The sequence below is a fragment of the Plantactinospora sp. KLBMP9567 genome (assembly GCF_033446045.1).
Taxonomy (GTDB): domain Bacteria; phylum Actinomycetota; class Actinomycetes; order Mycobacteriales; family Micromonosporaceae; genus Plantactinospora.
Genome location: NZ_JAWQRR010000016.1, coordinates 180,243 through 202,800, shown reverse-complemented (window position 1 = coordinate 202,800; position 22,558 = coordinate 180,243). Strand labels below are relative to the sequence as shown.

Annotated in this window: 35 protein-coding genes; all 35 read left to right on the top strand. The window is 68.2% G+C overall.

Annotated features, from left to right (window positions below; all coding sequences use genetic code 11):
- Window position 1 precedes the first annotated feature (1 nt).
- The 35 genes from rpsG to rplQ all read left to right on the top strand — a co-directional run bounded on the left by rpsG (window position 2) and on the right by rplQ (window position 22,550).
- Window positions 2–472 (top strand): 30S ribosomal protein S7, encoded by a 471-nt coding sequence (gene rpsG, locus R6Y94_RS12425; RefSeq protein ID WP_101368149.1) that lies wholly within the window; start codon window positions 2–4, stop codon window positions 470–472.
- A 99-nt stretch (window positions 473–571) separates the two neighbouring features.
- Entirely contained in the window at window positions 572–2,668 is a 2,097-nt protein-coding gene (gene fusA / locus R6Y94_RS12420; RefSeq protein ID WP_318395955.1) for an elongation factor G, read from the top strand.
- A gap of 235 nt (window positions 2,669–2,903) precedes the next feature.
- Window positions 2,904–4,097, top strand: a complete 1,194-nt coding sequence (gene tuf / locus R6Y94_RS12415) for an elongation factor Tu (protein ID WP_318395954.1) — start codon at window positions 2,904–2,906, stop codon at window positions 4,095–4,097.
- Window positions 4,098–4,479: 382 nt separating this feature from the next.
- Window positions 4,480–4,788, top strand: coding sequence for a 30S ribosomal protein S10 (gene rpsJ / locus R6Y94_RS12410; RefSeq protein ID WP_007073037.1), 309 nt, complete (start codon window positions 4,480–4,482; stop codon window positions 4,786–4,788).
- Between the two features lie 11 nt (window positions 4,789–4,799).
- Window positions 4,800–5,462, top strand: coding sequence for a 50S ribosomal protein L3 (rplC, locus tag R6Y94_RS12405; RefSeq protein ID WP_318395953.1), 663 nt, complete (start codon window positions 4,800–4,802; stop codon window positions 5,460–5,462).
- A gap of 52 nt (window positions 5,463–5,514) precedes the next feature.
- Window positions 5,515–6,168: a 50S ribosomal protein L4 gene (gene rplD / locus R6Y94_RS12400; protein ID WP_318395952.1), complete on the top strand. Its 654-nt coding sequence runs from the start codon at window positions 5,515–5,517 to the stop codon at window positions 6,166–6,168.
- Entirely contained in the window at window positions 6,165–6,467 is a 303-nt protein-coding gene (gene rplW / locus R6Y94_RS12395) for a 50S ribosomal protein L23 (RefSeq protein WP_101368144.1), read from the top strand. Before rplD ends, rplW begins: the two co-directional genes overlap by 4 nt.
- A 12-nt stretch (window positions 6,468–6,479) precedes the next feature.
- A complete protein-coding gene (gene rplB / locus R6Y94_RS12390; protein WP_203860669.1) occupies window positions 6,480–7,319 on the top strand; it encodes a 50S ribosomal protein L2 in 840 nt (279 codons plus the stop codon).
- Window positions 7,320–7,334: 15 nt separating this feature from the next.
- Window positions 7,335–7,616 (top strand): 30S ribosomal protein S19, encoded by a 282-nt coding sequence (rpsS, locus tag R6Y94_RS12385; RefSeq protein ID WP_101368142.1) that lies wholly within the window; start codon window positions 7,335–7,337, stop codon window positions 7,614–7,616.
- Window positions 7,617–7,653: 37 nt separating this feature from the next.
- Window positions 7,654–8,142, top strand: a complete 489-nt coding sequence (rplV, locus tag R6Y94_RS12380; protein WP_318395951.1) for a 50S ribosomal protein L22 — start codon at window positions 7,654–7,656, stop codon at window positions 8,140–8,142.
- Window positions 8,142–9,020 (top strand): 30S ribosomal protein S3, encoded by an 879-nt coding sequence (gene rpsC / locus R6Y94_RS12375; protein ID WP_318395950.1) that lies wholly within the window; start codon window positions 8,142–8,144, stop codon window positions 9,018–9,020. The genes rplV and rpsC overlap by 1 nt, the downstream gene beginning before the upstream one ends.
- Window positions 9,021–9,023: 3 nt before the next feature.
- On the top strand, window positions 9,024–9,449 hold the full coding sequence (gene rplP / locus R6Y94_RS12370) for a 50S ribosomal protein L16 (RefSeq protein ID WP_192765393.1): 426 nt from the start codon (window positions 9,024–9,026) through the stop codon (window positions 9,447–9,449).
- The gene (rpmC, locus tag R6Y94_RS12365) at window positions 9,449–9,685 is read left to right on the top strand and encodes a 50S ribosomal protein L29 (RefSeq protein WP_101368138.1); all 237 of its coding nucleotides are present in this window, start codon (window positions 9,449–9,451) and stop codon (window positions 9,683–9,685) included. Before rplP ends, rpmC begins: the two co-directional genes overlap by 1 nt.
- A 76-nt stretch (window positions 9,686–9,761) precedes the next feature.
- Entirely contained in the window at window positions 9,762–10,040 is a 279-nt protein-coding gene (gene rpsQ, locus R6Y94_RS12360) for a 30S ribosomal protein S17 (protein WP_318395949.1), read from the top strand.
- Window positions 10,041–10,153: 113 nt separating this feature from the next.
- Window positions 10,154–10,522, top strand: a complete 369-nt coding sequence (gene rplN, locus R6Y94_RS12355; RefSeq protein WP_007073026.1) for a 50S ribosomal protein L14 — start codon at window positions 10,154–10,156, stop codon at window positions 10,520–10,522.
- A gap of 82 nt (window positions 10,523–10,604) precedes the next feature.
- A complete protein-coding gene (gene rplX / locus R6Y94_RS12350; protein ID WP_278064264.1) occupies window positions 10,605–10,919 on the top strand; it encodes a 50S ribosomal protein L24 in 315 nt (104 codons plus the stop codon).
- Window positions 10,916–11,485, top strand: coding sequence for a 50S ribosomal protein L5 (gene rplE / locus R6Y94_RS12345; protein ID WP_412102745.1), 570 nt, complete (start codon window positions 10,916–10,918; stop codon window positions 11,483–11,485). The genes rplX and rplE overlap by 4 nt, the downstream gene beginning before the upstream one ends.
- Window position 11,486: 1 nt before the next feature.
- A complete protein-coding gene (locus R6Y94_RS12340; protein WP_007073023.1) occupies window positions 11,487–11,672 on the top strand; it encodes a type Z 30S ribosomal protein S14 in 186 nt (61 codons plus the stop codon).
- A gap of 154 nt (window positions 11,673–11,826) precedes the next feature.
- Window positions 11,827–12,234 carry a 30S ribosomal protein S8 gene (rpsH, locus tag R6Y94_RS12335; protein WP_107260889.1) on the top strand — a complete coding sequence of 136 codons (408 nt, stop codon included), beginning with the start codon at window positions 11,827–11,829 and terminating at the stop codon, window positions 12,232–12,234.
- Between the two features lie 16 nt (window positions 12,235–12,250).
- Window positions 12,251–12,793 (top strand): 50S ribosomal protein L6, encoded by a 543-nt coding sequence (gene rplF, locus R6Y94_RS12330; RefSeq protein WP_318395947.1) that lies wholly within the window; start codon window positions 12,251–12,253, stop codon window positions 12,791–12,793.
- A 73-nt stretch (window positions 12,794–12,866) separates the two neighbouring features.
- Entirely contained in the window at window positions 12,867–13,244 is a 378-nt protein-coding gene (gene rplR / locus R6Y94_RS12325; RefSeq protein WP_318396099.1) for a 50S ribosomal protein L18, read from the top strand.
- 30 nt (window positions 13,245–13,274) lie between these two features.
- A complete protein-coding gene (gene rpsE / locus R6Y94_RS12320) occupies window positions 13,275–13,889 on the top strand; it encodes a 30S ribosomal protein S5 (protein ID WP_101368132.1) in 615 nt (204 codons plus the stop codon).
- Window positions 13,889–14,071, top strand: coding sequence for a 50S ribosomal protein L30 (gene rpmD, locus R6Y94_RS12315; RefSeq protein ID WP_013735939.1), 183 nt, complete (start codon window positions 13,889–13,891; stop codon window positions 14,069–14,071). The genes rpsE and rpmD overlap by 1 nt, the downstream gene beginning before the upstream one ends.
- Window positions 14,071–14,514, top strand: coding sequence for a 50S ribosomal protein L15 (gene rplO, locus R6Y94_RS12310; RefSeq protein ID WP_101368131.1), 444 nt, complete (start codon window positions 14,071–14,073; stop codon window positions 14,512–14,514). Before rpmD ends, rplO begins: the two co-directional genes overlap by 1 nt.
- A 235-nt stretch (window positions 14,515–14,749) precedes the next feature.
- On the top strand, window positions 14,750–16,081 hold the full coding sequence (gene secY, locus R6Y94_RS12305) for a preprotein translocase subunit SecY (RefSeq protein ID WP_318395946.1): 1,332 nt from the start codon (window positions 14,750–14,752) through the stop codon (window positions 16,079–16,081).
- The gene (locus R6Y94_RS12300; protein WP_318395945.1) at window positions 16,082–16,735 is read left to right on the top strand and encodes an adenylate kinase; all 654 of its coding nucleotides are present in this window, start codon (window positions 16,082–16,084) and stop codon (window positions 16,733–16,735) included.
- A 10-nt stretch (window positions 16,736–16,745) separates the two neighbouring features.
- Window positions 16,746–17,597, top strand: a complete 852-nt coding sequence (gene map, locus R6Y94_RS12295; protein WP_318395944.1) for a type I methionyl aminopeptidase — start codon at window positions 16,746–16,748, stop codon at window positions 17,595–17,597.
- Window positions 17,598–17,657: 60 nt separating this feature from the next.
- Window positions 17,658–18,245 (top strand): DUF1707 domain-containing protein, encoded by a 588-nt coding sequence (locus R6Y94_RS12290; RefSeq protein ID WP_318395943.1) that lies wholly within the window; start codon window positions 17,658–17,660, stop codon window positions 18,243–18,245.
- 215 nt (window positions 18,246–18,460) lie between these two features.
- On the top strand, window positions 18,461–18,682 hold the full coding sequence (infA, locus tag R6Y94_RS12285; RefSeq protein WP_007073013.1) for a translation initiation factor IF-1: 222 nt from the start codon (window positions 18,461–18,463) through the stop codon (window positions 18,680–18,682).
- Between the two features lie 127 nt (window positions 18,683–18,809).
- Complete coding sequence (rpmJ, locus tag R6Y94_RS12280) at window positions 18,810–18,923, top strand: 50S ribosomal protein L36 (protein WP_012184307.1); 114 nt, start codon at window positions 18,810–18,812, stop codon at window positions 18,921–18,923.
- Window positions 18,924–19,146: 223 nt separating this feature from the next.
- Window positions 19,147–19,527 (top strand): 30S ribosomal protein S13, encoded by a 381-nt coding sequence (rpsM, locus tag R6Y94_RS12275; RefSeq protein ID WP_107260877.1) that lies wholly within the window; start codon window positions 19,147–19,149, stop codon window positions 19,525–19,527.
- 209 nt (window positions 19,528–19,736) lie between these two features.
- A complete protein-coding gene (rpsK, locus tag R6Y94_RS12270; RefSeq protein ID WP_030329919.1) occupies window positions 19,737–20,144 on the top strand; it encodes a 30S ribosomal protein S11 in 408 nt (135 codons plus the stop codon).
- 16 nt (window positions 20,145–20,160) lie between these two features.
- A complete protein-coding gene (rpsD, locus tag R6Y94_RS12265; protein WP_318395942.1) occupies window positions 20,161–20,787 on the top strand; it encodes a 30S ribosomal protein S4 in 627 nt (208 codons plus the stop codon).
- A 114-nt stretch (window positions 20,788–20,901) separates the two neighbouring features.
- Window positions 20,902–21,924, top strand: a complete 1,023-nt coding sequence (locus R6Y94_RS12260; protein WP_101368124.1) for a DNA-directed RNA polymerase subunit alpha — start codon at window positions 20,902–20,904, stop codon at window positions 21,922–21,924.
- A 68-nt stretch (window positions 21,925–21,992) separates the two neighbouring features.
- The gene (gene rplQ, locus R6Y94_RS12255) at window positions 21,993–22,550 is read left to right on the top strand and encodes a 50S ribosomal protein L17 (protein ID WP_318395941.1); all 558 of its coding nucleotides are present in this window, start codon (window positions 21,993–21,995) and stop codon (window positions 22,548–22,550) included.
- Window positions 22,551–22,558: the final 8 nt, after the last annotated feature.

Below are 22,558 nucleotides of genomic sequence, written 5' to 3'. Positions count from 1 at the left end.
CATGCCGCGTAAGGGCCCTGCTCCGCGCCGGCCGCTGGTCGCGGACCCGGTGTACAACTCCCCGCTGGTCACCCAGCTGGTGAACAAGATCCTGCTCCGCGGCAAGCGTCAGCTCGCCGAGCGCATCGTCTACGAGGCCCTGGAGGGCTGCCGGGAGAAGTCCGGCACCGACCCCGTGGTCACGCTCAAGCGGGCGATGGACAACGTGAAGCCGACCCTGGAGGTCCGCAGCCGCCGGGTCGGTGGCGCGACCTACCAGGTGCCGGTCGAGGTCAAGCCGCAGCGTGCCACGACGCTCGGCCTGCGCTGGCTGGTCACCTACTCCCGCGCCCGCCGGGAGAAGACGATGGTCGAGCGGCTGATGAACGAGCTGCTGGACGCGAGCAACGGTCTTGGCGCCGCCGTGAAGCGGCGTGAGGACACCCACAAGATGGCCGAGTCCAACAAGGCCTTCGCGCACTACCGCTGGTGACGGCCAGCCGGGTTCCGGCGCGGTCCGCCGCGCCGGAGCCCGGGCAACGGTCGCGATCACACCGACGAGACGACGACGAGACGACAAGTAGGGATTGAAGTGGCCGCCGCAGACGCGCTCGCCAACGTACGCAACATCGGCATCATGGCGCACATCGATGCCGGTAAGACCACTACCACCGAGCGGATCCTGTTCTACACCGGCATCACCTACAAGATCGGTGAGGTCCACGAAGGCGCCGCCGTCATGGACTGGATGGAGCAGGAGCAGGAGCGGGGGATCACCATCACCTCCGCCGCCACCAAGTGTGAGTGGAAGGGCCACACGATCCAGATCATCGACACGCCCGGCCACGTCGACTTCACGGTCGAGGTCGAGCGGTCGCTGCGGGTGCTCGACGGTGCGGTGGCCGTCTACGACGGTGTCGCCGGTGTGGAGCCGCAGACGGAGAACGTCTGGCGCCAGGCCGACAAGTACAACGTCCCCCGGATGTGCTTCGTCAACAAGCTCGACCGGACCGGGGCGGACTTCTTCCGCTGCGTGCAGATGATGATCGACCGGCTCAACGCCACCCCGCTGGTGCTGCAGGTGCCGATCGGCCTGGAAGGCGATCACATCGGCGTCGTCGACCTGATCGGGATGCGGGCGCTGACCTGGCGCGGTGAGACCCAGAAGGGCGAGGACTACGCGGTCGAGGAGATTCCGGCCGACCTCGCGGACATGGCCGCCGAGTGGCGCGAGAAGCTGATCGAGACCCTCGCCGACGTCGACGACTCGGTGATGGAGAAGTACCTCGAGGGCGAGGAACTCTCCGTCGACGCGATCAAGGCCGCCATCCGGCGGGCCACCATCGGTGGCAAGGCGAACCCGGTGCTCTGCGGTTCGGCCTTCAAGAACAAGGGTGTCCAGCCGATGCTCGATGCGGTGGTCGACTACCTGCCGTCGCCGCTGGACGTCCCGGCGATCGAGGGCACCGCCCCCGACGGCGAGACCCCGATGCTGCGCAAGCCGGACAAGAACGAGCCGTTCTCCGGGCTGGCCTTCAAGATTCAGACCGACAAGCACCTGGGCAAGCTGACCTACGTCCGCGTCTACTCGGGCACGGTGGAGTCCGGATCGCAGGTGATCAACTCCACCAAGGACCGCAAGGAGCGGATCGGCAAGATCTACCAGATGCACGCCAACAAGCGGGAAGAGCGCAGCTCGGCCCAGGCTGGCGACATCATCGCGGTGCAGGGTCTGAAGCAGACCACCACCGGAGACACCCTCTGCGACCCGGCCAACCCGGTCATCCTGGAGTCGATGACCTTCCCGGAGCCGGTCATCGAGGTAGCGATCGAGCCGAAGACAAAGGCCGACCAGGAGAAGCTGAGCACCGCCATCCAGCGGCTCGCCGAGGAGGACCCGACGTTCCGGGTCAAGCTCGACGAGGAGACCGGCCAGACCGTCATCTCCGGCATGGGTGAGCTGCACCTGGACATCCTGGTGGACCGGATGCGCCGCGAGTTCAACGTCGAGGCGAACATCGGCAAGCCGCAGGTCGCGTACCGGGAGACCATCCGCCGCAAGGTGGAGAAGGTCGAGTACACCCACAAGAAGCAGACCGGTGGTTCGGGGCAGTACGCCCGGGTCATCGTCAGCCTCGAACCGCTGCCGCTGGACAACGACTCGCCGACGTACGAGTTCGCGAACGCGGTCACCGGCGGGCGGATCCCGAGGGAGTTCATCCCCTCGGTGGACGCCGGTGCCCAGGACGCCATGCAGTACGGCATCCTCGCCGGCTTCCCGCTGGTCGGTCTGAAGCTGACCCTGCTCGACGGCCAGTACCACGAGGTCGACTCGTCGGAAATGGCCTTCAAGATCGCCGGTTCGATGGTGCTGAAGGAGGCGGCCCGCAAGGCCGACCCGGCACTGCTCGAACCGATGATGTCCGTCGAGGTCACCACGCCCGAGGAGAACATGGGCGACGTGATCGGCGACCTCAACTCCCGCCGAGGCATCATCCAGGCGATGGAGGAGCGCAGCGGCGCTCGCATCGTCCGGGCTCTGGTGCCGCTGTCGGAGATGTTCGGCTATGTCGGCGACCTGCGGTCGAAGACCCAGGGCCGGGCTAGCTACAGCATGCAGTTCGACTCCTACGCCGAGGTTCCCGCGAGCGTGGCGAAGGAGATCATCGCGAAGGCGACGGGTGAGTGAGCGGAAACGCGCACTGACCAGTCACCGGGCCGGTGATACCGCGAGCGCGGCGGGCGAGTAATCTCGCCCGCGGCGCCCACGGGCCGGGCTGCTAGACCGGGCCTGAAGGTTTCACCGCCGCAAGACCCACATGACTTCCCGGCCGGGAACCTCGGTCGGAAAGGCTGTCGACAGAGTCCTGAGCGCCGAATGGCGTGCCGGGCGTACGAACCAAGAAGTCCACAGGAGGACACCAGTGGCGAAGGCGAAGTTCGAGCGGACTAAGCCGCACGTCAACATCGGCACCATTGGTCACATCGACCACGGTAAGACGACGCTGACGGCGGCCATCACGAAGGTCCTGCACGACAAGATGCCGGACCTGAACCCGTACACGCCGTTCGACGAGATCGACAAGGCGCCGGAGGAGAAGGCCCGGGGCATCACGATCTCGATCGCACACGTCGAGTACCAGACCGAGGCGCGGCACTACGCACACGTCGACTGCCCCGGTCACGCCGACTACATCAAGAACATGATCACCGGTGCCGCGCAGATGGACGGCGCGATCCTGGTGGTCGCGGCGACCGACGGCCCGATGCCGCAGACCCGCGAGCACGTGCTGCTGGCCCGCCAGGTCGGCGTTCCCTACATCGTCGTGGCGCTGAACAAGAGCGACATGGTCGACGACGAGGAGCTGCTCGAGCTGGTCGAGCTCGAGGTCCGCGAGCTGCTGTCGGCGCAGGAGTACCCGGGTGACGACCTGCCGGTCGTCCGGGTGTCGGCTCTGAAGGCGCTCGAGGGCGACCCGGAGTGGACCGACAAGCTCATGGACCTGATGAGCGCTGTCGACACCGCCATTCCGCAGCCGGAGCGGGAGACCGAGAAGCCGTTCCTGATGCCGATCGAGGACGTCTTCACGATCACCGGTCGGGGCACCGTGGTCACCGGTCGCGCCGAGCGCGGCATCCTCAAGCCGAACGAGGAGGTGGAGCTCGTCGGTATCCGCGAGAAGTCGCAGAAGACGGTCTGCACCGGTATCGAGATGTTCCGCAAGCTGCTCGACGAGGCCCGCGCGGGTGAGAACGTCGGTCTGCTGCTCCGGGGCATCAAGCGCGAGGACGTCGAGCGCGGCATGGTGGTCGTCAAGCCCGGCACCACCACCCCGCACACGGAGTTCGAGGCGACCGTCTACATCCTCTCCAAGGAGGAGGGTGGCCGGCACACCCCGTTCTTCCAGAACTACCGTCCGCAGTTCTACTTCCGGACCACGGACGTTACCGGCGTCGTCACGCTGCCCGAGGGCACCGAGATGGTCATGCCGGGTGACAACACCACGATGTCGGTCAAGCTGATCCAGCCGATCGCGATGGAGGAAAACCTCAAGTTCGCGATCCGCGAGGGTGGCCGGACCGTCGGCGCCGGGTTCGTCACGAAGATCGTCAAGTAATCAAAGTAATTCAGGTAACCCCGATTAGCGTTGCCGTGCGGTAGTACGGCATACTGGTCAGGTTGCGTACCGGCGGGGTGGCTGGCTGCTCAACGGCGGGAAACCGACATTGAGATCAAGTCAGCCACCCTTGTTGGGCGTCCGGGAGTAGTTGATCTATTTCCGGCGCCCCGATACTTCCCGCACGGGCGGGACCGCCTCGGACTTTCCGGGGTGGAGTCCGGCCCGGGGGTGCGACACGCCCGACCGCGGGGGTCGGACAGCACGGGAACTGGGCAGCGCCCGAGCCCGGCATGGAACATCCCGCTCCCCCTCCGGGAGAGCGGCTCCGCTGGAGCGGGCGGGCGGGACGGACAAGGCGAGAGAAGGAACAGAGGCCACCATGGCGGGACAGAAGATCCGCATCCGGCTCAAGGCGTACGACCACGAGGTGGTCGACTCCTCGGCGCGCAAGATCGTTGAGACGGTGACGCGTACCGGGGCTCAGGTCGCGGGCCCGGTGCCGCTGCCCACGGAGATCAACCGTTTCTGCGTGATCCGTTCGCCGCACAAGTACAAGGACTCGCGTGAGCACTTCGAGATGCGCACGCACAAGCGTCTGATCGACATCATCGACCCGACCCCCAAGACGGTCGACTCGCTCATGCGCCTCGACCTGCCGGCTGGCGTCGACATCGAGATCAAGCTGTAGGGACCGGACTAATGGACAGGCAAGTGAAGGGCATCCTGGGCGCCAAGCTCGGCATGACCCAGGTCTGGGACAACAACAAGGTTGTCCCGGTGACCGTGGTGCAGGCCGGACCGTGTGTCGTGACCCAGGTCCGCACCGCTGATAAGGACGGCTACTCCGCGGTCCAGCTGGCGTACGGCGTGGTCGACCCGCGGAAGGTCAAGAAGCCGATCACCGGCCACTACGCCAAGGCGAACGTGGCGCCGCGCCGGCACATCGTCGAGCTGCGCACCACCGACGCCGCGGACTACGAGCTGGGGCAGGAGGTCAGCGTGGAGGCGTTCGCCGTCGGCACGCCGATCGACGTGACCGGCCGGACCAAGGGCAAGGGCTTCGCCGGTCCCATGAAGCGGCACGGCTTCCACGGTCTGCGCGCCAGCCACGGTGTCGAGCGCAAGCACCGCTCGCCCGGATCGATCGGCGCCTGCGCCACCCCGGGCCGGGTCTTCAAGGGCACCCGGATGGCCGGCCGGATGGGTGGGGCACGCTACACCGTGCAGAACCTCACCATCCAGGCGGTGGACCCGGAGAACAACCTGCTGCTGGTCCGCGGCGCCATCCCCGGCCCCAAGGGCGCGCTGGTGCTGGTCCGCTCGGCCGCCAAGGCCGTCGCGAAGAAGGGCGGTGCCCAGTGAGCGCGAGGAGTGAGCTTGCGAGCCTCGCAGTCGCGAACGGAGGACGAGCGCTGTGACCACCGTTGACGTGCTGACCGCCGAGGGCACCGCGAGCGGCTCCGTCGAGCTGCCCGCCGAGGTCTTCGACGTGCAGGCGAACATCGCGCTGATGCACCAGGTCGTGGTCGCCCAGCTCGCCGCCGCGCGGCAGGGCACGCACAAGACCAAGACCCGGGGCGAGGTCGCCGGTGGCGGCAAGAAGCCGTACAAGCAGAAGGGCACCGGTCGGGCCCGGCAGGGCTCGATCCGCGCGCCGCAGTTCGCCGGCGGTGGCGTCGTGCACGGGCCGGTCCCGCGCGACTACAGCCAGCGGACCCCGAAGAAGATGAAGGCGGCCGCACTGCGGGGCGCCCTCTCGGACCGGGCCCGCGGCGGCCAGGTGCACGTGGTCGAGACCTTCGTCACCGGCGACAAGCCGTCGACCAAGGGCGCCCTCGCCACGCTGCGCAAGGCGACCGAGGCCAAGCGGGTGCTGGTGGTGCTCAGCAGCACCGACGAGCTGAACTGGCTCTCGCTGCGCAACGAGCCCCGGGTGCACCTGCTGGAGGCCGGCCAGCTCAACACGTACGACGTGCTGGTGGCCGACGACGTGGTCTTCACCAAGGAGGCCCTGGACGAGTTCCTGGGTGTCCGCGGTGGGGCGCAGGGTGAGGAGAGCGACAAGTGAGCACCATCGCCGACCCGCGGGACATCATCTTCGCGCCGGTCGTCTCGGAGAAGAGCTACAGCGAGCTGAACAAGAACTGGTACACCTTCCTGGTGCACCCGGACGCCAACAAGACCGCCATCAAGATCGCGATTCAGCAGATCTTCGACGTGCGCGTCCTGACGGTGAACACGCTCAACCGCGAGGGCAAGCGCAAGCGCACCCGCACCGGGTACGGCAAGCGCAAGAACACCAAGCGGGCGATGGTGAAGCTGGCTGACGGTGACCGTATCGAGGCCTTCGGCGGCCCGGTCAGCTGAGGGGTATAGACAATGGCTATCCGTAAGTACAAGCCGACGACGCCGGGCCGGCGTGGCTCCAGCGTCGCCGACTTCGCCGAGATCACCCGGTCGACTCCGGAGAAGTCGCTGCTGGTGCCGCTGCCGAAGAAGGGCGGGCGTAACGCCCACGGCCGGATCACCACGCGGCACCACGGTGGTGGGCACAAGCGGCAGTACCGTCTGATCGACTTCAAGCGGGTCGACAAGGACGGCGTGCCGGCGAAGGTCGCGCACATCGAGTACGACCCGAACCGCACCGCGCGGATCGCGCTGCTGCACTACGCCGACGGCGAGAAGCGGTACATCATCGCGCCGAAGGACCTGAAGCAGGGCGACCGGGTCGAGTCCGGTCCGGGCGCCGACATCAAGCCGGGCAACAACCTGCCGCTGCGCAACATCCCGGTCGGTTCCACGATCCACGGGGTGGAACTGCGTCCCGGCGGTGGCGCCAAGCTGGCCCGCTCGGCCGGCGTCGGCATCCAACTGCTGGGCCGGGAGGGGGCGTACGCCACGCTGCGGATGCCCTCCGGCGAGATCCGGCGGGTGGACGTACGCTGCCGGGCCACCATCGGCGAGATCGGCAACGCCGACCAGTCAAACATCAACTGGGGCAAGGCCGGCCGGATGCGCTGGAAGGGCCGCCGCCCGACCGTCCGTGGTGTGGCGATGAACCCGGTCGACCACCCGCACGGTGGTGGTGAGGGTAAGACCTCCGGTGGTCGTCACCCGGTTAACCCGCAGGGTAAGCCCGAGGGTCGTACCCGGCAGAAGGGCAAGGCGAGCGACCGCCTCATCGTCCGCCGCCGCTACGCCACCCGTAAGCGCGGCTAAGGGAGATAGGTAGACATGCCTCGCAGCCTGAAGAAGGGCCCGTTCATCGACGACCACCTGCTCAAGAAGGTGGAGACGCAGAACGAGAAGGGCTCGAAGAACGTCATCAAGACCTGGTCGCGCCGTTCGACGATCATCCCGGACATGCTCGGGCACACGATCGCCGTGCATGACGGGCGCAAGCACGTCCCGGTGTTCATCACCGAGGCGATGGTCGGGCACAAGCTCGGTGAGTTTGCGCTGACCCGCACGTTCAAGGGTCACGAGAAGGACGACCGGAAGAGCCGCCGGCGCTGAGCGCCGACCACGGATAAAGGATCAAGGGGTTTCAGCGATGCCAGTAAAGGGCGACGCTCCGGTGCTTCCGGGCGCGCGGGCGGTTGCGCGACACGTGCGCATCTCGCCGACCAAGGCGCGCCGGGTGGTCAACCTCGTCCGCGGTCTGCCCGCGAAGGAGGCGCTCACGGTGCTGCAGTTCGCGCCGCAGGCGGCGAGTGAGCAGGTTTACAAGGTGCTCGCGAGCGCGATCGCCAACGCGGAGAACAACGAGCGGCTGGACCCCGACGCGCTGCTCGTCAGCGAGGCGTTCGTGGACGAGGGCCCGACGATGAAGCGCTTCCAGCCGCGGGCGCAGGGCCGGGCGTACCGGATCCGCAAGCGGACCTGCCACATCACCATCGTGGTGGAGGCCGTCGCGCCGGCGGCGCCGGGCGGCCGGGGCGCGGCGAAGAAGGCCGCTCCGGCCAAGGCGACCGCGCCGGCCGAGGCCGAGCCGACGACCGAGGCAGCGGAGACGCAGAGCAAGACGGAGGGTGCCGAGTAATGGGTCAGAAGGTTCACCCGCACGGGTTCCGGCTCGGCATCTCGACCGACTGGAAGTCCCGCTGGTACGCGGACAAGCTCTACAAGGACTACATCGCCGAGGACGTCAAGATCCGGCGGATGATGTCCAAGGGCCTGGAGCGGGCCGGTATCTCCAAGGTCGACATCGAGCGGACCCGGGACCGGGTCCGGGTCGACATCCACACCGCCCGGCCGGGCATCGTCATCGGCCGCAAGGGTGCGGAGGCCGACCGGATCCGTGGCGAGCTGGAGAAGCTGACCGGCAAGCAGGTACAGCTCAACATCCTCGAGGTGAAGAGCCCGGAGTCGGACGCGCAGCTCGTCGCGCAGGGCGTGGCCGAGCAGCTCTCCAGCCGGGTCAGCTTCCGGCGGGCGATGCGTAAGGCCATGCAGTCCGCGATGAAGAACCCGATCGTGCGGGGCATCCGGGTGCAGGTCTCCGGCCGGCTCGGCGGCGCCGAGATGAGCCGTACCGAGTTCTACCGCGAGGGTCGGGTGCCGCTGCACACGCTGCGGGCCAACATCGAGTACGGCTTCTTCGAGGCCCGGACCACCTTCGGCCGGATCGGCGTGAAGGTCTGGATCTACAAGGGCGACGCCGTACCCGGTCGGGAGGCCCCGGCCGAGACGGGTCCGGCACGTCCGCGCCGTGAGCGGGGCGACCGTCCCGACCGGCCGCGTCGTGGCCGCTCCGGCTCCTCCGGCACCACCGCCGGCGGTACCGAGGCGGGCCGGGCGGCGGCCGCGGAGATCTCCGGTACGCCCGCCGAGGCGACGAACGACAGCGCCGCGCCGGCTACCGCCGCGGCGACTCCGGCGGGTTCCGCCGGAACGGACAGCTCAGCGCAGGAGGGCTGACAGATGCTGATGCCGCGCAAGCCCCCGAAGGGCTTCCGCAAGCCGCACCACCCCGACCGCCATGGCGCGGCGAAGGGTGGCACCCGGGTGGTGTTCGGCGAGTTCGGAATCCAGGCGCTCGAGTCCGCGTACCTGACCAACCGGCAGATCGAAGCGGCGCGTATCGCGATGACCCGGCACATCAAGCGCGGTGGCAAGGTCTGGATCACGGTCTTCCCGGACCAGGCCCTGACCAAGAAGCCGGCCGAAACCCGGATGGGTTCCGGTAAGGGTTCGCCCGAGTGGTGGGTGGCCAACATCAAGCCGGGGCGGGTGCTCTTCGAGATGTCCTTCCCCAACGAGCAGATCGCGCGAGAGGCGATGCGCCGCGCGATCCACAAGCTCCCGATGAAGTGCCGCATTGTGACGCGTGAAGTGGGTGAAAGCTGATGGCCGCGGGCGTCAAAGCCGGCGAGCTGCGTGAGCTCTCCGAGGAGGAGCTGGTCAGCCGGCTCCGGGAGGCCAAGGCGGAGCTGTTCAACCTCCGCGTCCAGTCGGCGACCGGTCAGCTGGACAACAACCGCCGGCTCCAGGTCATCCGCCGGGAGATCGCGCGGATCTACACGATCATGCGTGAGCGTGAGCTTGGGCTTTCGGCCGCGCCGACTGAGGTGACTGCATCATGAGCGAGCGCAGCGAGCGAATCATCAGGCTCAGTGCGGTGGAGCCTCGTGACTTCACCGAGCGAAGCGAGGGGAAGTCATGAGCGAAGAGACCACCACTGCCAAGGCGCGGGCCCAGCGCAAGGTCCGCGAGGGCCTCGTGGTCAGCGACAAGATGGAGAAGACCGTGGTCGTCGAGGTCGAGGACCGGGTCAAGCACGCGCTGTACGGCAAGGTCATGCGCCGCACCAGCAAGCTGAAGGCGCACGACGAGCAGAACGCGTGCGGCGTGGGCGACCGGGTGCTGCTCATGGAGACCCGTCCGCTGTCCGCCACCAAGCGGTGGCGGGTCGTGGAGATCCTCGAGAAGGCCAAGTAAGAGCCGTACCGCAGGCTCAGGGTTCCGCCAAGCTCAGCCGGCACGGGACTTCGGTCGACGAAGGCAGGCCGGATCCACCGCCGGCTGAGAACTGGCAGACATAGGAGATAGACGTGATTCAGCAGGAGTCGCGACTGCGCGTCGCCGACAACACGGGTGCCCGGGAGATCCTGTGCATCCGGGTGCTCGGTGGCTCCGGTCGGCGCTACGCGAGCATCGGCGACGTCATCGTGGCCACGGTCAAGGACGCCATCCCCGGTGCCGGTGTGAAGAAGGGCGACGTCGTCAAGGCCGTCGTCGTCCGCACCGCGAAGGAGAAGCGGCGGCCGGACGGCTCGTACATCCGATTCGACGAGAACGCGGCCGTGATCATCAAGGATGGTGGCGACCCGCGCGGTACCCGTATCTTTGGCCCGGTAGGCCGTGAGCTGCGGGACAAGCGGTTCATGAAGATCATCTCGCTCGCGCCGGAGGTGTTGTAACCGTGACCGAGCGCAGCGAGGGAACCAGCAAGCTCAGGCGGTGCGACCTTCAGGCACGCGCCGACCGGAGGGAGGTGCGGGCATGAAGGTCAAGAAAGGCGACACGGTCATCGTCATCGCCGGCAAGGACAAGGGTGCCAAGGGCAAGGTCATCGCGGCCTACCCGCGGCAGGACAAGGTCCTGGTCGAGGGCGTGAACCGGGTCAAGAAGCACACCCGCATCCGCACCACCCAGCGCGGTGCGAAGACCGGCGGCATCGTCACGCAGGAGGCCGCGATCCACGTCTCGAACGTGATGGTCCTGGACTCCGACGGCAACCCGACGCGGGTCGGGTACCGGATCGACGAGGGTGGCCAGAAGGTCCGCATCGCGCGTAGCACCGGTAAGGACCTGTGATGACGGCAACCGAGACCAAGACGCTGCCCCGGCTCAAGCAGCGGTACCGCGAAGAGATCGTGGGCCAGCTCCGCGAGCAGTTCCAGTACGGCAACCCGATGCAGGTGCCCGGCCTGGTCAAGATCGTCGTCAACATGGGCGTCGGCGAGGCTGCCCGGGACGCGAAGCTGATCGACGGCGCCGTACGCGACCTGGCCACCATCTCCGGCCAGAAGCCGCAGGTCCGCCGGGCCCGCAAGTCCATCGCGCAGTTCAAGCTCCGCGAGGGCATGCCGATCGGCGCCAAGGTGACCCTGCGGGGCGACCGGATGTGGGAGTTCCTGGACCGGCTGCTCTCGATCGCGCTGCCCCGGATCCGGGACTTCCGTGGTCTGGACGGGCGCAAGCTCGACGGGCACGGCAACTACACGTTCGGCCTGACCGAGCAGTCGGTGTTCCACGAGATCGATCAGGACCGGATCGACCGCGTACGGGGCATGGACATCACGGTGGTGACCACCGCCAAGACCGACGACGAGGGCCGGGCGCTGCTCAAGCTCCTGGGCTTCCCGTTCAAGGAGAACTGAGATGGCGAAGAAGGCGCTGATCCTCAAGGCCGCCGCGAAGCCGAAATTCTCGGTTCGCGCGTACACCCGCTGCCAGCGTTGCGGGCGGCCGAAGGCGGTCTACCGCAAGTTCGGCCTCTGCCGGGTCTGCATTCGGGAGATGGCCCACCGCGGTGAGCTGCCCGGCGTGTCGAAGGCTTCCTGGTGACACTGCGCCCCATCCGTGGGTGGCGGAGCGAGCACCGTGACGCCGCCCGCTTTGGGCCCAGCCACGTCCCGACCGATATCCGGGGCGAGGATCGCAACGCCGTAGGCCCGGGCCACTGCCCCGGGAACCCCGGCGAGAAAGGCTGACGAGATCCATGACGATGACCGACCCGATCGCAGACATGCTGACGCGTCTGCGTAACGCCAACCAGGCGTACCACGACCGGGTGACGATGCCCTACTCGAAGATCAAGGCGAACATCGCCGAGGTCCTCAAGTCCGAGGGCTACATCGCCACCTGGGCCGTCGAGGAGCCCGAGGAGGGCGTCGTCGGCAAGCGACTGGTCGTCGAGCTTAAGTACGGCCAGAACCGGGAGCGGAGCCTGGCCGGCATCAAGCGCGTGTCCAAGCCCGGCCTCCGGGTGTACGCCAAGTCGGACGGGCTCCCGCGGGTGCTCGGTGGACTGGGCGTGGCGATCATTTCGACGTCCCAGGGGCTGCTGACCGACCGGCAGGCCCGCAAGCGGAGCGTTGGCGGGGAAGTCCTCGCCTTCGTCTGGTAACGGGAGACAGAGAGAAATGTCGCGTATTGGACGTAAGTCGATCCCGGTGCCGTCCGGCGTCGAGGTGACCATCGACGGCTCGACCGTCAAGGTCAAGGGGCCGAAGGGCGAGCTGTCGCACAACCTGGCCGAGCCGATCACGGCGGAGCGGGGCGAGGACGGCCAGCTGCACGTCAACCGGCCGAACGACGAGCGCAAGGCCAAGGAGCTGCACGGCCTGAGCCGTACGCTGGTGGCGAACATGATCACCGGGGTGACCGAGGGCTACCGCAAGACCCTGGAGATCGCCGGTACCGGTTACCGGGTCACCGCCAAGGGCAGCGACCTGGAGTTCGCGCTCGGGTTCTCGCACCCGGTGCAGGTGAAGGCTCCGGCCGGGATCACCTTCACGGTCGAGCGGCCCACCCTGTTCCACGTGGCCGGCATCGACAAGCAGCAGGTCGGCGAGGTTGCCGCCAACATCCGGAAGATCCGTCCGCCGGAGCCGTACAAGGGCAAGGGCGTCAAGTACCAGGGCGAGGTCATCCGTCGTAAGGCCGGAAAGGCGGGCAAGAAGTGACCGCCAACGGCAGGGCGAGGGCATCCGCCGGCCGCGAGGCTGGGAGAAAGGCAGGTAAGAAGTGACCGCCACACTGCTCAAGCGTCGCCGCGGGGTCGCCGCCAAGCGCGCCATCGGGCGGGCGCGTCGGCACTTCCGGGTCCGCAAGACCGTCGTCGGCACCGCCGAGCGGCCGCGTCTCGTGGTCACCCGCTCGCTGCGGCACATCACCGCGCAGATCGTGGACGACGGCAAGGGCCACACGCTGGTCTACGCCTCGACCATGGACGACTCGATCCGGGGCGCCGAGGGCGACAAGAGCGCCCTGGCCGGCAAGGTCGGCGGGCTCATCGCCGAGCGGGCCAAGGCGGCCGGGATCTCCAAGGTCGTCTTCGACCGCGGTGGCAACCAGTACGCGGGGCGGATCGCCGCGCTGGCCGACGCGGCCCGCGAAGCCGGGCTCGAGTTCTAACCCCGTCACGAGGAGAGAGGAAGGCTGCTGATGCCAGGTCAACAGCGCCGTGGCGGCGGGTCCGGTGGCAACGAGGGTGGTCGCCGCGACAACCGCCGTGAGGGCGGTCGCGGAAACGCGCCCGCCGAGAAGACGCCGCACCTTGAGCGGGTCGTCGCCATCAACCGGGTTGCCAAGGTCGTGAAGGGCGGTCGTCGCTTCAGCTTCACCGCCCTGGTGATCGTGGGCGACGGCGACGGCACGGTCGGTGTGGGCTACGGAAAGGCCAAGGAGGTGCCCGCGGCGATCGCCAAGGGCGTCGAGGAGGCCAAGAAGCACTTCTTCAAGGTGCCGCGGATCGGTGCCTCGATCCCGCACCCGGTGACCGGTGAGGACGCCGCCGGTGTGGTGCTGCTCAAGCCGGCCAGCGCCGGTACGGGCGTCATCGCCGGTGGGCCGGTCCGGGCCGTGCTGGAGTGCGCGGGCATCCACGACGTGCTCTCCAAGAGCCTCGGCTCGTCCAACCCGATCAACATCGTGCACGCCACGGTGGCGGCCCTGAAGGGGCTGGAGTCGCCGGAGGCGGTCGCGAAGCGTCGGGGCCTGCCGGTCGAGGACGTCGCCCCGGCCGCCATGCTGGCGGCCCAGGCGGGGGTGACGGCCTGATGGCACGCCTGAAGGTGACCCAGGTCCGGTCCGGCATCGGGACCAAGCACAACCAGCGCGAGTCGCTGCGGTCGCTCGGTCTCAAGCGGATCAACGACGTGGTGGTCAAGGAGGACCGTCCCGAGATTCGGGGCATGATCTTCACCGTGAGCCACCTCGTGAAGGTCGAGGAGGTCGAGTAATGACGATCAAGGTCCATCACCTGCGCCCGGCCCCCGGAGCCAAGACCGAGAAGACCCGGGTGGGTCGCGGTGAGGGTTCGAAGGGGAAGACCGCCGGTCGCGGTACCAAGGGTTCCAAGGCCCGGAAGAACATCTCGGCGGCCTTCGAGGGTGGGCAGATGCCCATCCACATGCGGCTGCCGAAACTGAAGGGCTTCAAGAACAAGTTCAAGGTCGTGTTCCAGGTGGTCAACCTGGACCGGCTCGCCGAGTTGTTCCCGGAGGGCGGCCAGGTCGGTCCGCAGGAGCTGGTCCAGGCCGGCGCCGTCCGCAAGGGGCAGCCGGTGAAGGTTCTCGGTACCGGGGAGCTGGGCGGGGTCGCCCTCCAGGTGTCGGCGCACGCGTTCAGCGCGTCGGCCAAGGAGAAGATCACCGCTGCCGGCGGCTCGGTGACGGAGCTGTAGGACGTCGTGGTCGAGGCGCTCGCCCAGTTCCGGCAACTGGCGGGCGCCACGGCCTACTAGCGGGACATTCGCCCCGTTAATATCGGAAGCGGTGAATGCTCTCCGGGGTGGATCTGCCCGGAAGCGCGCCGGACTGTTAGAGTCCGATCCCAGCTATGGGTATCGGGTCGATCGCCCGACAACCACCCCGTCCCGCCACGCACCAGCGGCGGCCGCCTCGCGCAGGAGGAAGAAGTTGCTCTCCGCCTTTCTCAGTGCGTTCCGCACGCCTGACCTGCGCAAGAAGCTGCTGTTCACAGTAGGCATCATCGCGGTCTACCGGCTCGGCGCGACGCTGCCCAGCCCGGGCGTCTCCTACGGCAACGTGCAGCAGTGCATCCGGACCATGGAGGAGGGCGAGGGCAACGGCGTCTTCAACCTGCTCAACCTTTTCTCCGGCGGCGCGCTGCTCTCGCTGTCGGTCTTCGCGCTGGGCATCATGCCCTACATCACCGCCTCGATCATCCTGCAGCTGCTCACCGTGGTCATCCCGCGGTTGGAGCAGCTCCGCAAGGAGGGCCAGGCCGGTCAGGCGAAGATCACGCAGTACACCCGTTACCTCACCCTCGGCCTGGGCATCCTGCAGGCCTCGGCGTTCGTGGCGCTGGCCCGATCCGGCCAGCTCTTCAACGGGCTGTGCCAGGAGTTCCCGATCATCCCGGAGGGCACCGGCCTGCCGACCTGGCTGACCGTGACCGTCCTGGTGATCACGATGACCGCCGGCACCGGTGTGGTGATGTGGCTCGGCGAGCTGATCACCGACCGGGGCGTCGGCAACGGCATGTCGGTGCTGATCTTCACCTCGATCGCCGCCCGGCTGCCCAGCGAGGGCTGGACCATCAAGAACAACAAGGGCTGGGGGATGTTCGGCCTGGTCCTGGTCCTGGTCCTGGTGGTCATCACCGCGGTCGTCTTCATCGAGCAGGCGCAGCGCCGGATCCCGGTGCAGTACGCCAAGCGCATGATCGGCCGGCGGATGTACGGCGGCACCTCCACCTACATCCCGCTGAAGGTCAACCAGGCGGGTGTCATCCCGGTCATCTTCGGCTCGTCGCTGCTCTACCTGCCGTCGTTGCTGCTCCAGTTCTTCGACCAGAACAACCTCAACGGCTGGCAGACCTGGGTGCAGAACCACCTCGTGCAGCCGGACAGCCCGACCTACATCAGCGTGTACTTCCTGCTGATCATCTTCTTCACGTACTTCTACGTCTCGATCACGTTCAACCCGACCGAGGTCGCGGACAACATGAAGAAGTACGGCGGGTTCGTCCCGGGCATCCGGCCCGGCAAGCCGACCGCCGACTACCTCGACTTCATCCTGAGCCGGATCACCCTTCCCGGTGCGCTCTACCTGGGTTTGATCTCGATCCTGCCGAACTTCTTCTTCATCTGGCTGGACAACCAGCAGTTCCAGAACTTCCCGTTCGGCGGCACCGCGGTGCTGATCATGGTCGGCGTCGGGCTGGAGACCGTGAAGCAGATCGAGAGCCAGCTCATGCAGCGGAACTACGAAGGGTTCCTGCGGTAGATGCGACTCGTTCTGGTCGGTCCCCCCGGGGCGGGCAAGGGGACCCAGGCCGAGTTCATCGCCGCCCACCTCGCCGTGCCCAAGATCTCGACGGGGGACATCTTCCGGGCCAACGTGTCGCAGGGCACCCCACTCGGTGTCGAGGCGAAGCGCTACATGGATGCCGGCAAGCTGGTGCCGGACGAGGTGACCATCAACATGGTCCGGGATCGGCTCGCCGAACCGGACGCGGCCGAGGGATTCCTGCTCGACGGTTTCCCGCGGACCACTCCGCAGGCCGCCGCGCTGGACAAGCTGTTGGCCGATCTCGGCACCGCGCTCGACCTGGTGATGGAGCTGGTGGTCGACGACGACGAGGTCATCCGGCGGCTCTCCGGCCGGCGTACCTGCCGGGGCTGTGGCAAGGTCTGGCACATCGAGTTCGACCCCTCCTCGGTCGAGGGGCTCTGTGACCGCTGCGGCGGGGAGCTGTTCCAGCGCGACGACGACAAGGCCGAGACGATCGCCGAGCGGCTGCGCGAGTACGCCAGCAAGACCGCGCCGCTGATCGACTACTACGGCGCGCAGGGCAAGCTCGTCGGCATCGACGCCACCGGGCCGGTGGAGGACGTCACCGTCCGGGCTATCGACGCCCTCCGGTCGTACGGCGGATAGGCTGGGCACCATGCGCCGTCCCCAGCTGGACATCCAGCTGAAGACCCCGGAGCAGATCGAGCTGATGCGCGCCGCCGGGCTCGTCGTCGCGGCGGCCCTGGAGCGGATGCGTGCGGCGGTGGCCCCCGGCGTCTCCACCGCCGACCTCGACGCGATCGCCGAGTCGGTGATCCGGGAGGCCGGCGGCACGCCCTCGTTCAAGGGCTACCACGGCTATCCGGCGTCGATCTGCTCCTCGGTCAACGAGCAGATCGTGCACGCCATCCCGGCGCCGACCCAGGTGCTCCGGGACGGCGACCTGATCTCGATCGACTGCGGTGCCATCCTCGACGGCTGGCACGGCGACGCCGCGATCACGGTCGGGGTCGGCGAGGTCCGCCCCGAACTGCTCCGGATGGCCGAGGCCGCCGAGGACGCGATGTGGGCGGGGATCCGGGCCGCGGCGCGCGGCATGCTCAGCGGTCGCGGCCGGCTGACCGACATCTCGTACGCGGTCGAGCGCGCGGTCCGGGCCGCCGGCCGGTACGGCATCGTCGAGGGGTACGGCGGGCACGGCATCGGCACCGAGATGCACCAGGACCCGCACGTGCTCAACCACGGCCGGCCCGGGCGTGGCCCCCGGCTGGTGCCGGGGATGGCGCTGGCGATCGAGCCGATGGTGACCATGGGGTCCCCCCGGACGGTGGAGCTGGACGACGGCTGGACGGTGATCAGCCGCGACGGGTCGATCGCGGCCCACGTCGAGCACACGATGGCGTTGCTGGAGGACGGTGTCTGGGTGCTGACCGCGCCGGACGGCGGCCGGGCCCGGCTCGGCGACCTGGTCACCGCCCGGGAACCGGCCAGGTCCTCCGCCGGCTGACGGCCGCCTCCGGTCCGCACGGGTAGGCGGGGCTGGACCCGCAGTGGCATCCTCGTAGTCATGGACCGGCGGGACGAGATGCGTGCTGCGGACTCCGACCGAGCGGCCGTGGCCGACCAGCTCCTGCGGGCCCTGAACGAGGGCCGCCTCGACCTGGGCGAGTACGACGACCGGCTCCAGCGGGCGTACGCCGCGAAGACTTACGGGGACCTCGACGGGCTCCTCACCGACCTGCCGGGTACGGTGCCGGTCGACCAGGCCCAGTTGGTGCCGATCGGTGACCCGAAGCGGCCGGTGCTCCGCCCCGGACCCGACGGCCGCTATCCGGGCGCCACCCGGGCTTGGCTGGCCGACACCTGGGACGGCTACTTCGGCCTGGTCGGCGTCGTCGTCGCCATCTGGGCGGTCACCTCGGTGCTGGCGACCGACTTCCTCTACTTCTGGCCGGGCTGGGTCGCCGGGCCGCTCGGCGCGCTGCTGCTGGTCGGTACCGTCACGGGGCTGGCGAAGGGGGAGCCGCAGCGGTGGGCCGCCAAGCAGGCGGCGAAGCAGGCGGCGAAGGAACGGGCGAAGATCGAGAAGCGGGCCCGGGTGGAGGAGCGGAAACGCCGGCGGGACGAGCAGGCCGGTCAGGAGGAACCCGCCTGATATAGTCGCCTTCGTCCGATCCGGCGACCCCCAGGGTCCCGGGTTGGCGCTGGCGTGCGGGCGCGCGTACACTGGCTGATCGGCGCACAGCGTCCACTCCGGCATGCCCACCAGCGCTTCGGTGGGTCCCGGAGCCGCGGCTGGCTCGGATGTTCTCCGTCCGGGAAAGGCGTTGTGAGCCGTCCGGAGTAACCGACGTCAGGACAGCGGAGGACATGCCGAAAAAAGACGGAGCCATCGAGATCGAGGGCCGAGTGATCGAGCCACTCCCGAACGCCATGTTCCGGGTGGAACTCGCCAACGGCCACAAGGTGCTGGCTCACATCAGCGGCAAGATGCGGCAGCACTACATCCGCATCCTGCCCGAGGACCGGGTCGTCGTCGAACTTTCGCCGTACGACCTGACCCGAGGGCGCATCGTCTACCGCTACAAGTGAACGTCGCCGGGCCGGTTGCCGGTCCGGACCTCGTGAACTGCCTGACGACGGCCGGGTGTCCGTGTCCGTCCTCAAGACTCGACGGCGTCAGCGCGCTGCCGGGCACAGATGGGAAAGTAAGGCAACCGTGAAGGTCAAGCCGAGCGTCAAGAGGATCTGCAACAAGTGCCGGGTGATCCGCCGGCACGGCCGGGTCATGGTCATCTGCACCGACCCGCGCCACAAGCAGCGCCAGGGCTGATCCGCGACCGCCGACCGGTGACGAGCCGGCGGCGTCGACGGTGAGTTCCGACCGCAGATCCGGTACAACAACACAAGCTCGTCCCAGCCGCGAGCCGCGAGATCGCCCAGCGATAGCGCAGTCGTGGCCGACCCCCGGTCGGAGGCCGGGGCCCGCAGGTTATGGGCAGGCGGGGTGGGGCGGGTACAGACCTCCGCGAAGATTTTGAGGAGTACGCCCGCACATGGCACGGCTAGCCGGCGTTGATCTTCCCCGCGAGAAGCGGCTGGAGATTGCGCTCACCTACATTTTCGGGGTCGGTCGGACCCGCGCGGTCGAGACGCTCGCCGCCACCGGTATCTCCCCCGACAAGCGCGCCAAGGACCTCACGGACGAGGAGCTGGTCCAGCTCCGGAACCACATCGAGGCCAACTACAAGGTAGAAGGCGACCTGCGCCGCGAGGTCGCCGCTGACATCCGCCGCAAGGTCGAGATCGGCTGCTACGCGGGCATCCGGCACCGCCGGGGTCTGCCCGTCCGTGGTCAGCGGACCCGTACCAACGCCCGGACCCGGAAGGGCCCGAAGCGGACCGTCGCCGGCAAGAAGAAGCCCGGCAAGAAGTAGAGCTGAACCGGAATCCGGGTCGGCGCCCGCCGAGCCAGGCCGGACTCCCACCCGCGCCGGAGAAGTCAACCGGAATCCGGGTCGGCGTCTGCCGAGCCAGGCCGGACTGCCATCCGTACCGGAGAGTCCTCCGGAATTCGGGTCGACGTCCGCCGAAGTAGGCCGGACTCCAACCTGTACCGGAAAGTCAACTAGGAGCGCACAGACTTATGCCACCGAAGGCTCGCGCCGGGGCCGCCGTCAAGAAGGTCCGGCGCAAGGAACGCAAGAACGTCGCCCACGGGCAGGCGCACATCAAGAGCACGTTCAACAACACCATCGTCTCCATCACGGACCCGACCGGTGCCGTCATCTCCTGGGCCTCCGCCGGCCAGGTGGGCTTCAAGGGTTCTCGCAAGTCGACTCCGTTCGCCGCGCAGCTGGCCGCCGAGGCCGCCGCGCGTCGGGCCATGGAGCACGGCATGCGCAAGGTCGACGTGTTCGTCAAGGGCCCCGGCTCCGGCCGGGAAACCGCCATCCGTTCGCTGCAGGCCGTCGGGCTGGAGGTCGGCCAGATCGCCGATGTCACCCCGCAGCCGCACAACGGGTGCCGTCCGCCGAAGCGTCGTCGGGTCTGAGAGGTAGACGAAGAACATGGCTCGTTACACCGGTGCCGACTGCCGCCGTTGCCGTCGGGAGAAGATGAAGCTGTTCCTCAAGGGCAGCAAGTGCGATGGCCCGAAGTGCCCGTTCGAGTCCCGGCCGTTCCCGCCCGGGCAGCACGGCCGGGGCCGTACCAAGGAGACGGAATACCTGCTCCAGCTTCGTGAGAAGCAGAAGGCCCGCCGGGTGTACGGCGTGCTGGAGAAGCAGTTCCGGGGGTACTACGAGGAGGCCGTCGCCAAGAAGGGCAAGACCGGCGAGATCCTCCTGCAGATCCTGGAGTCGCGTCTCGACAACGTGGTCTACCGGGCTGGCCTGGCGAAGTCGCGCGACCACGCGCGGCAGCTCGTCAAGCACGGCCACCTGACGGTGAACGGCCGCAAGGTCGACATCCCGTCGTATCGGGTGAAGGAGCACGACATCGTCGAGGTCCGAGCCAAGTCCAAGGAGCTGACGCCGTTCATCGTGGCGCAGGCCGAGGCCGGCTCGAAGGCGGTGCCGGCCTGGCTGGAGGCGATCCCCAGCCAGATGAAGGTGCTGATCCACTCGCTTCCGGCCCGGGGCGTCATCGACACCCAGGTCCAGGAGCAGCTGATCGTCGAGCTCTACTCGAAGTAGCGGTTCCGGGTGTCTCCGCGCCCGGCTCCCGGCCTCGCCGCCGGAGCCGGCGCGGAGCGCCGGACATCAGTTTGGGCATCAAATAGCGGGTGCCCCGAACGAAAAGGAAACAACATGCTCATCACCCAGCGGCCGACCCTCACCGAGGAGTCGATCAGCGAGACCCGGTCCCGGTTCACCATCGAGCCGCTCGAGCCGGGCTTCGGGTACACCCTGGGCAACTCCCTCCGCCGGACCCTGCTCTCCTCCATCCCGGGCGCGGCGGTCACCTCGATCAAGGTCGACGGTGTGCTGCACGAGTTCACCACCATCCCGGGCGTCAAGGAGGACGTGGTCGAGCTCGTCATGAACGTGAAGGAGCTCTGCGTCAGCTCCGACCACGACGAGCCGGTCAGCATGTACCTGCGCAAGCAGGGCCCCGGCGACGTCACCGCCGGTGACATCCAGCCTCCGGCCGGTGTCTCCGTGCACAACGCCGACCTCAAGCTCGCCACCCTGAACGGCAAGGGCCGGCTCGACATGGAGCTGACCGTCGAGCGGGGTCGTGGCTACGTCACCGCCGCGCAGAACAAGCAGGCCGGCGCCGAGATCGGCCGGATCCCGGTCGACTCGATCTACTCGCCGGTGCTGAAGGTGACGTACCGCGTCGAGGCGACCCGGGTCGAGCAGCGTACCGACTTCGACCGGCTGATCATCGACGTCGAGACCAAGGCCTCGATCGGGCCGCGGACCGCGCTGGCCTCCGCCGGCTCCACCCTGGTCGAGCTCTTCGGGCTGGCCCGGGAGCTGGACGAGAGCGCCGAGGGCATCGACATCGGCCCGTCGCCGCAGGACGCGCAGCTCGCCGCCGACCTGGCGCTGCCGATCGAGGAGCTGGACCTCACCGTCCGCTCCTACAACTGCCTCAAGCGCGAGGGCATCAACACGGTTGGCGAGCTGATCGGGCGTACCGAGGCCGATCTGCTCGACATCCGGAACTTCGGGCAGAAGTCGATCGACGAGGTCAAGATGAAGCTCGCCGGCATGGGGCTCGGGCTGAAGGACTCCGCGCCCAACTTCGACCCGGCGCACGTCGTCGACTCCTTCGGCGAGGCCGACTACGACACCGACGACTACCGCGAGACCGAGCAGCTTTAGTCCGGGGCTAGCCGGAGATCCGGCCACCCACTGGAGATCCGGCCACCCACTATTGAGGAGCACCAAGAATGCCCACGCCCACCAAGGGCCCCCGCCTCGGCGGTAGCCCCGCGCACGAGCGGATGATCCTGGCCAACCTGGCCACCGCGCTGTTCCAGCACGGCCGCATCACGACCACCCAGACCAAGGCCAAGCGGCTCCGCCCGCTCGCGGAGCAGCTCATCACCAAGGCCAAGCGGGGCGACCTGGCGTCCCGCCGACGGGTGCTGACCGTCGTACGGGACAAGGACGTGGTCTTCACCCTGTTCGACCAGATCGCTCCCCGGTTCGCCAACCGTCCCGGTGGCTACACCCGGATCGTGAAGACCGTCCCGCGCAAGGGCGACAACGCGCCGATGGCCATCATCGAGCTGGTCGAGGAGCTGGTCGAGGCTCCGGCGGCACCGGCGAAGAAGACCGCCGCCCGCAAGGCGGCGCAGCAGGACAAGGTCGAGGCGCTCGCCCCGGACGAGGAGACCCCGCGTTCCTCGTCCGGCGAGGACGACCAGGACGCCGAGGCGCCGGAGTCGCGCTCCGGCGACACCGGGGCGGCTCGGGAGGACACCGACGAGGCCGACACCAAGTAACACCGACG

Bases quoted from the DNA above. Each gene is read 5' to 3' on its own strand.
- rpsG (WP_101368149.1), top strand. From the start codon at position 2: ATGCCGCGTAAGGGCCCTGCTCCGCGCCGGCCGCTGGTCGCGGACCCG.
- rpsJ (WP_007073037.1), top strand. From the start codon at position 4,480: ATGGCGGGACAGAAGATCCGCATCCGGCTCAAGGCGTACGACCACGAG.
- rplC (WP_318395953.1), top strand. From the start codon at position 4,800: ATGGACAGGCAAGTGAAGGGCATCCTGGGCGCCAAGCTCGGCATGACC.
- rplB (WP_203860669.1), top strand. From the start codon at position 6,480: ATGGCTATCCGTAAGTACAAGCCGACGACGCCGGGCCGGCGTGGCTCC.
- rpsS (WP_101368142.1), top strand. From the start codon at position 7,335: ATGCCTCGCAGCCTGAAGAAGGGCCCGTTCATCGACGACCACCTGCTC.
- rplV (WP_318395951.1), top strand. From the start codon at position 7,654: ATGCCAGTAAAGGGCGACGCTCCGGTGCTTCCGGGCGCGCGGGCGGTT.
- rpsC (WP_318395950.1), top strand. From the start codon at position 8,142: ATGGGTCAGAAGGTTCACCCGCACGGGTTCCGGCTCGGCATCTCGACC.
- rplP (WP_192765393.1), top strand. From the start codon at position 9,024: ATGCTGATGCCGCGCAAGCCCCCGAAGGGCTTCCGCAAGCCGCACCAC.
- rpmC (WP_101368138.1), top strand. From the start codon at position 9,449: ATGGCCGCGGGCGTCAAAGCCGGCGAGCTGCGTGAGCTCTCCGAGGAG.
- rpsQ (WP_318395949.1), top strand. From the start codon at position 9,762: ATGAGCGAAGAGACCACCACTGCCAAGGCGCGGGCCCAGCGCAAGGTC.
- rplX (WP_278064264.1), top strand. From the start codon at position 10,605: ATGAAGGTCAAGAAAGGCGACACGGTCATCGTCATCGCCGGCAAGGAC.
- R6Y94_RS12340 (WP_007073023.1), top strand. From the start codon at position 11,487: ATGGCGAAGAAGGCGCTGATCCTCAAGGCCGCCGCGAAGCCGAAATTC.
- rpsH (WP_107260889.1), top strand. From the start codon at position 11,827: ATGACGATGACCGACCCGATCGCAGACATGCTGACGCGTCTGCGTAAC.
- rplF (WP_318395947.1), top strand. From the start codon at position 12,251: ATGTCGCGTATTGGACGTAAGTCGATCCCGGTGCCGTCCGGCGTCGAG.
- rpsE (WP_101368132.1), top strand. From the start codon at position 13,275: ATGCCAGGTCAACAGCGCCGTGGCGGCGGGTCCGGTGGCAACGAGGGT.
- rpmD (WP_013735939.1), top strand. From the start codon at position 13,889: ATGGCACGCCTGAAGGTGACCCAGGTCCGGTCCGGCATCGGGACCAAG.
- rplO (WP_101368131.1), top strand. From the start codon at position 14,071: ATGACGATCAAGGTCCATCACCTGCGCCCGGCCCCCGGAGCCAAGACC.
- R6Y94_RS12300 (WP_318395945.1), top strand. From the start codon at position 16,082: ATGCGACTCGTTCTGGTCGGTCCCCCCGGGGCGGGCAAGGGGACCCAG.
- map (WP_318395944.1), top strand. From the start codon at position 16,746: ATGCGCCGTCCCCAGCTGGACATCCAGCTGAAGACCCCGGAGCAGATC.
- R6Y94_RS12290 (WP_318395943.1), top strand. From the start codon at position 17,658: ATGGACCGGCGGGACGAGATGCGTGCTGCGGACTCCGACCGAGCGGCC.
- infA (WP_007073013.1), top strand. From the start codon at position 18,461: ATGCCGAAAAAAGACGGAGCCATCGAGATCGAGGGCCGAGTGATCGAG.
- rpsM (WP_107260877.1), top strand. From the start codon at position 19,147: ATGGCACGGCTAGCCGGCGTTGATCTTCCCCGCGAGAAGCGGCTGGAG.
- rpsK (WP_030329919.1), top strand. From the start codon at position 19,737: ATGCCACCGAAGGCTCGCGCCGGGGCCGCCGTCAAGAAGGTCCGGCGC.
- rpsD (WP_318395942.1), top strand. From the start codon at position 20,161: ATGGCTCGTTACACCGGTGCCGACTGCCGCCGTTGCCGTCGGGAGAAG.
- R6Y94_RS12260 (WP_101368124.1), top strand. From the start codon at position 20,902: ATGCTCATCACCCAGCGGCCGACCCTCACCGAGGAGTCGATCAGCGAG.
- rplQ (WP_318395941.1), top strand. From the start codon at position 21,993: ATGCCCACGCCCACCAAGGGCCCCCGCCTCGGCGGTAGCCCCGCGCAC.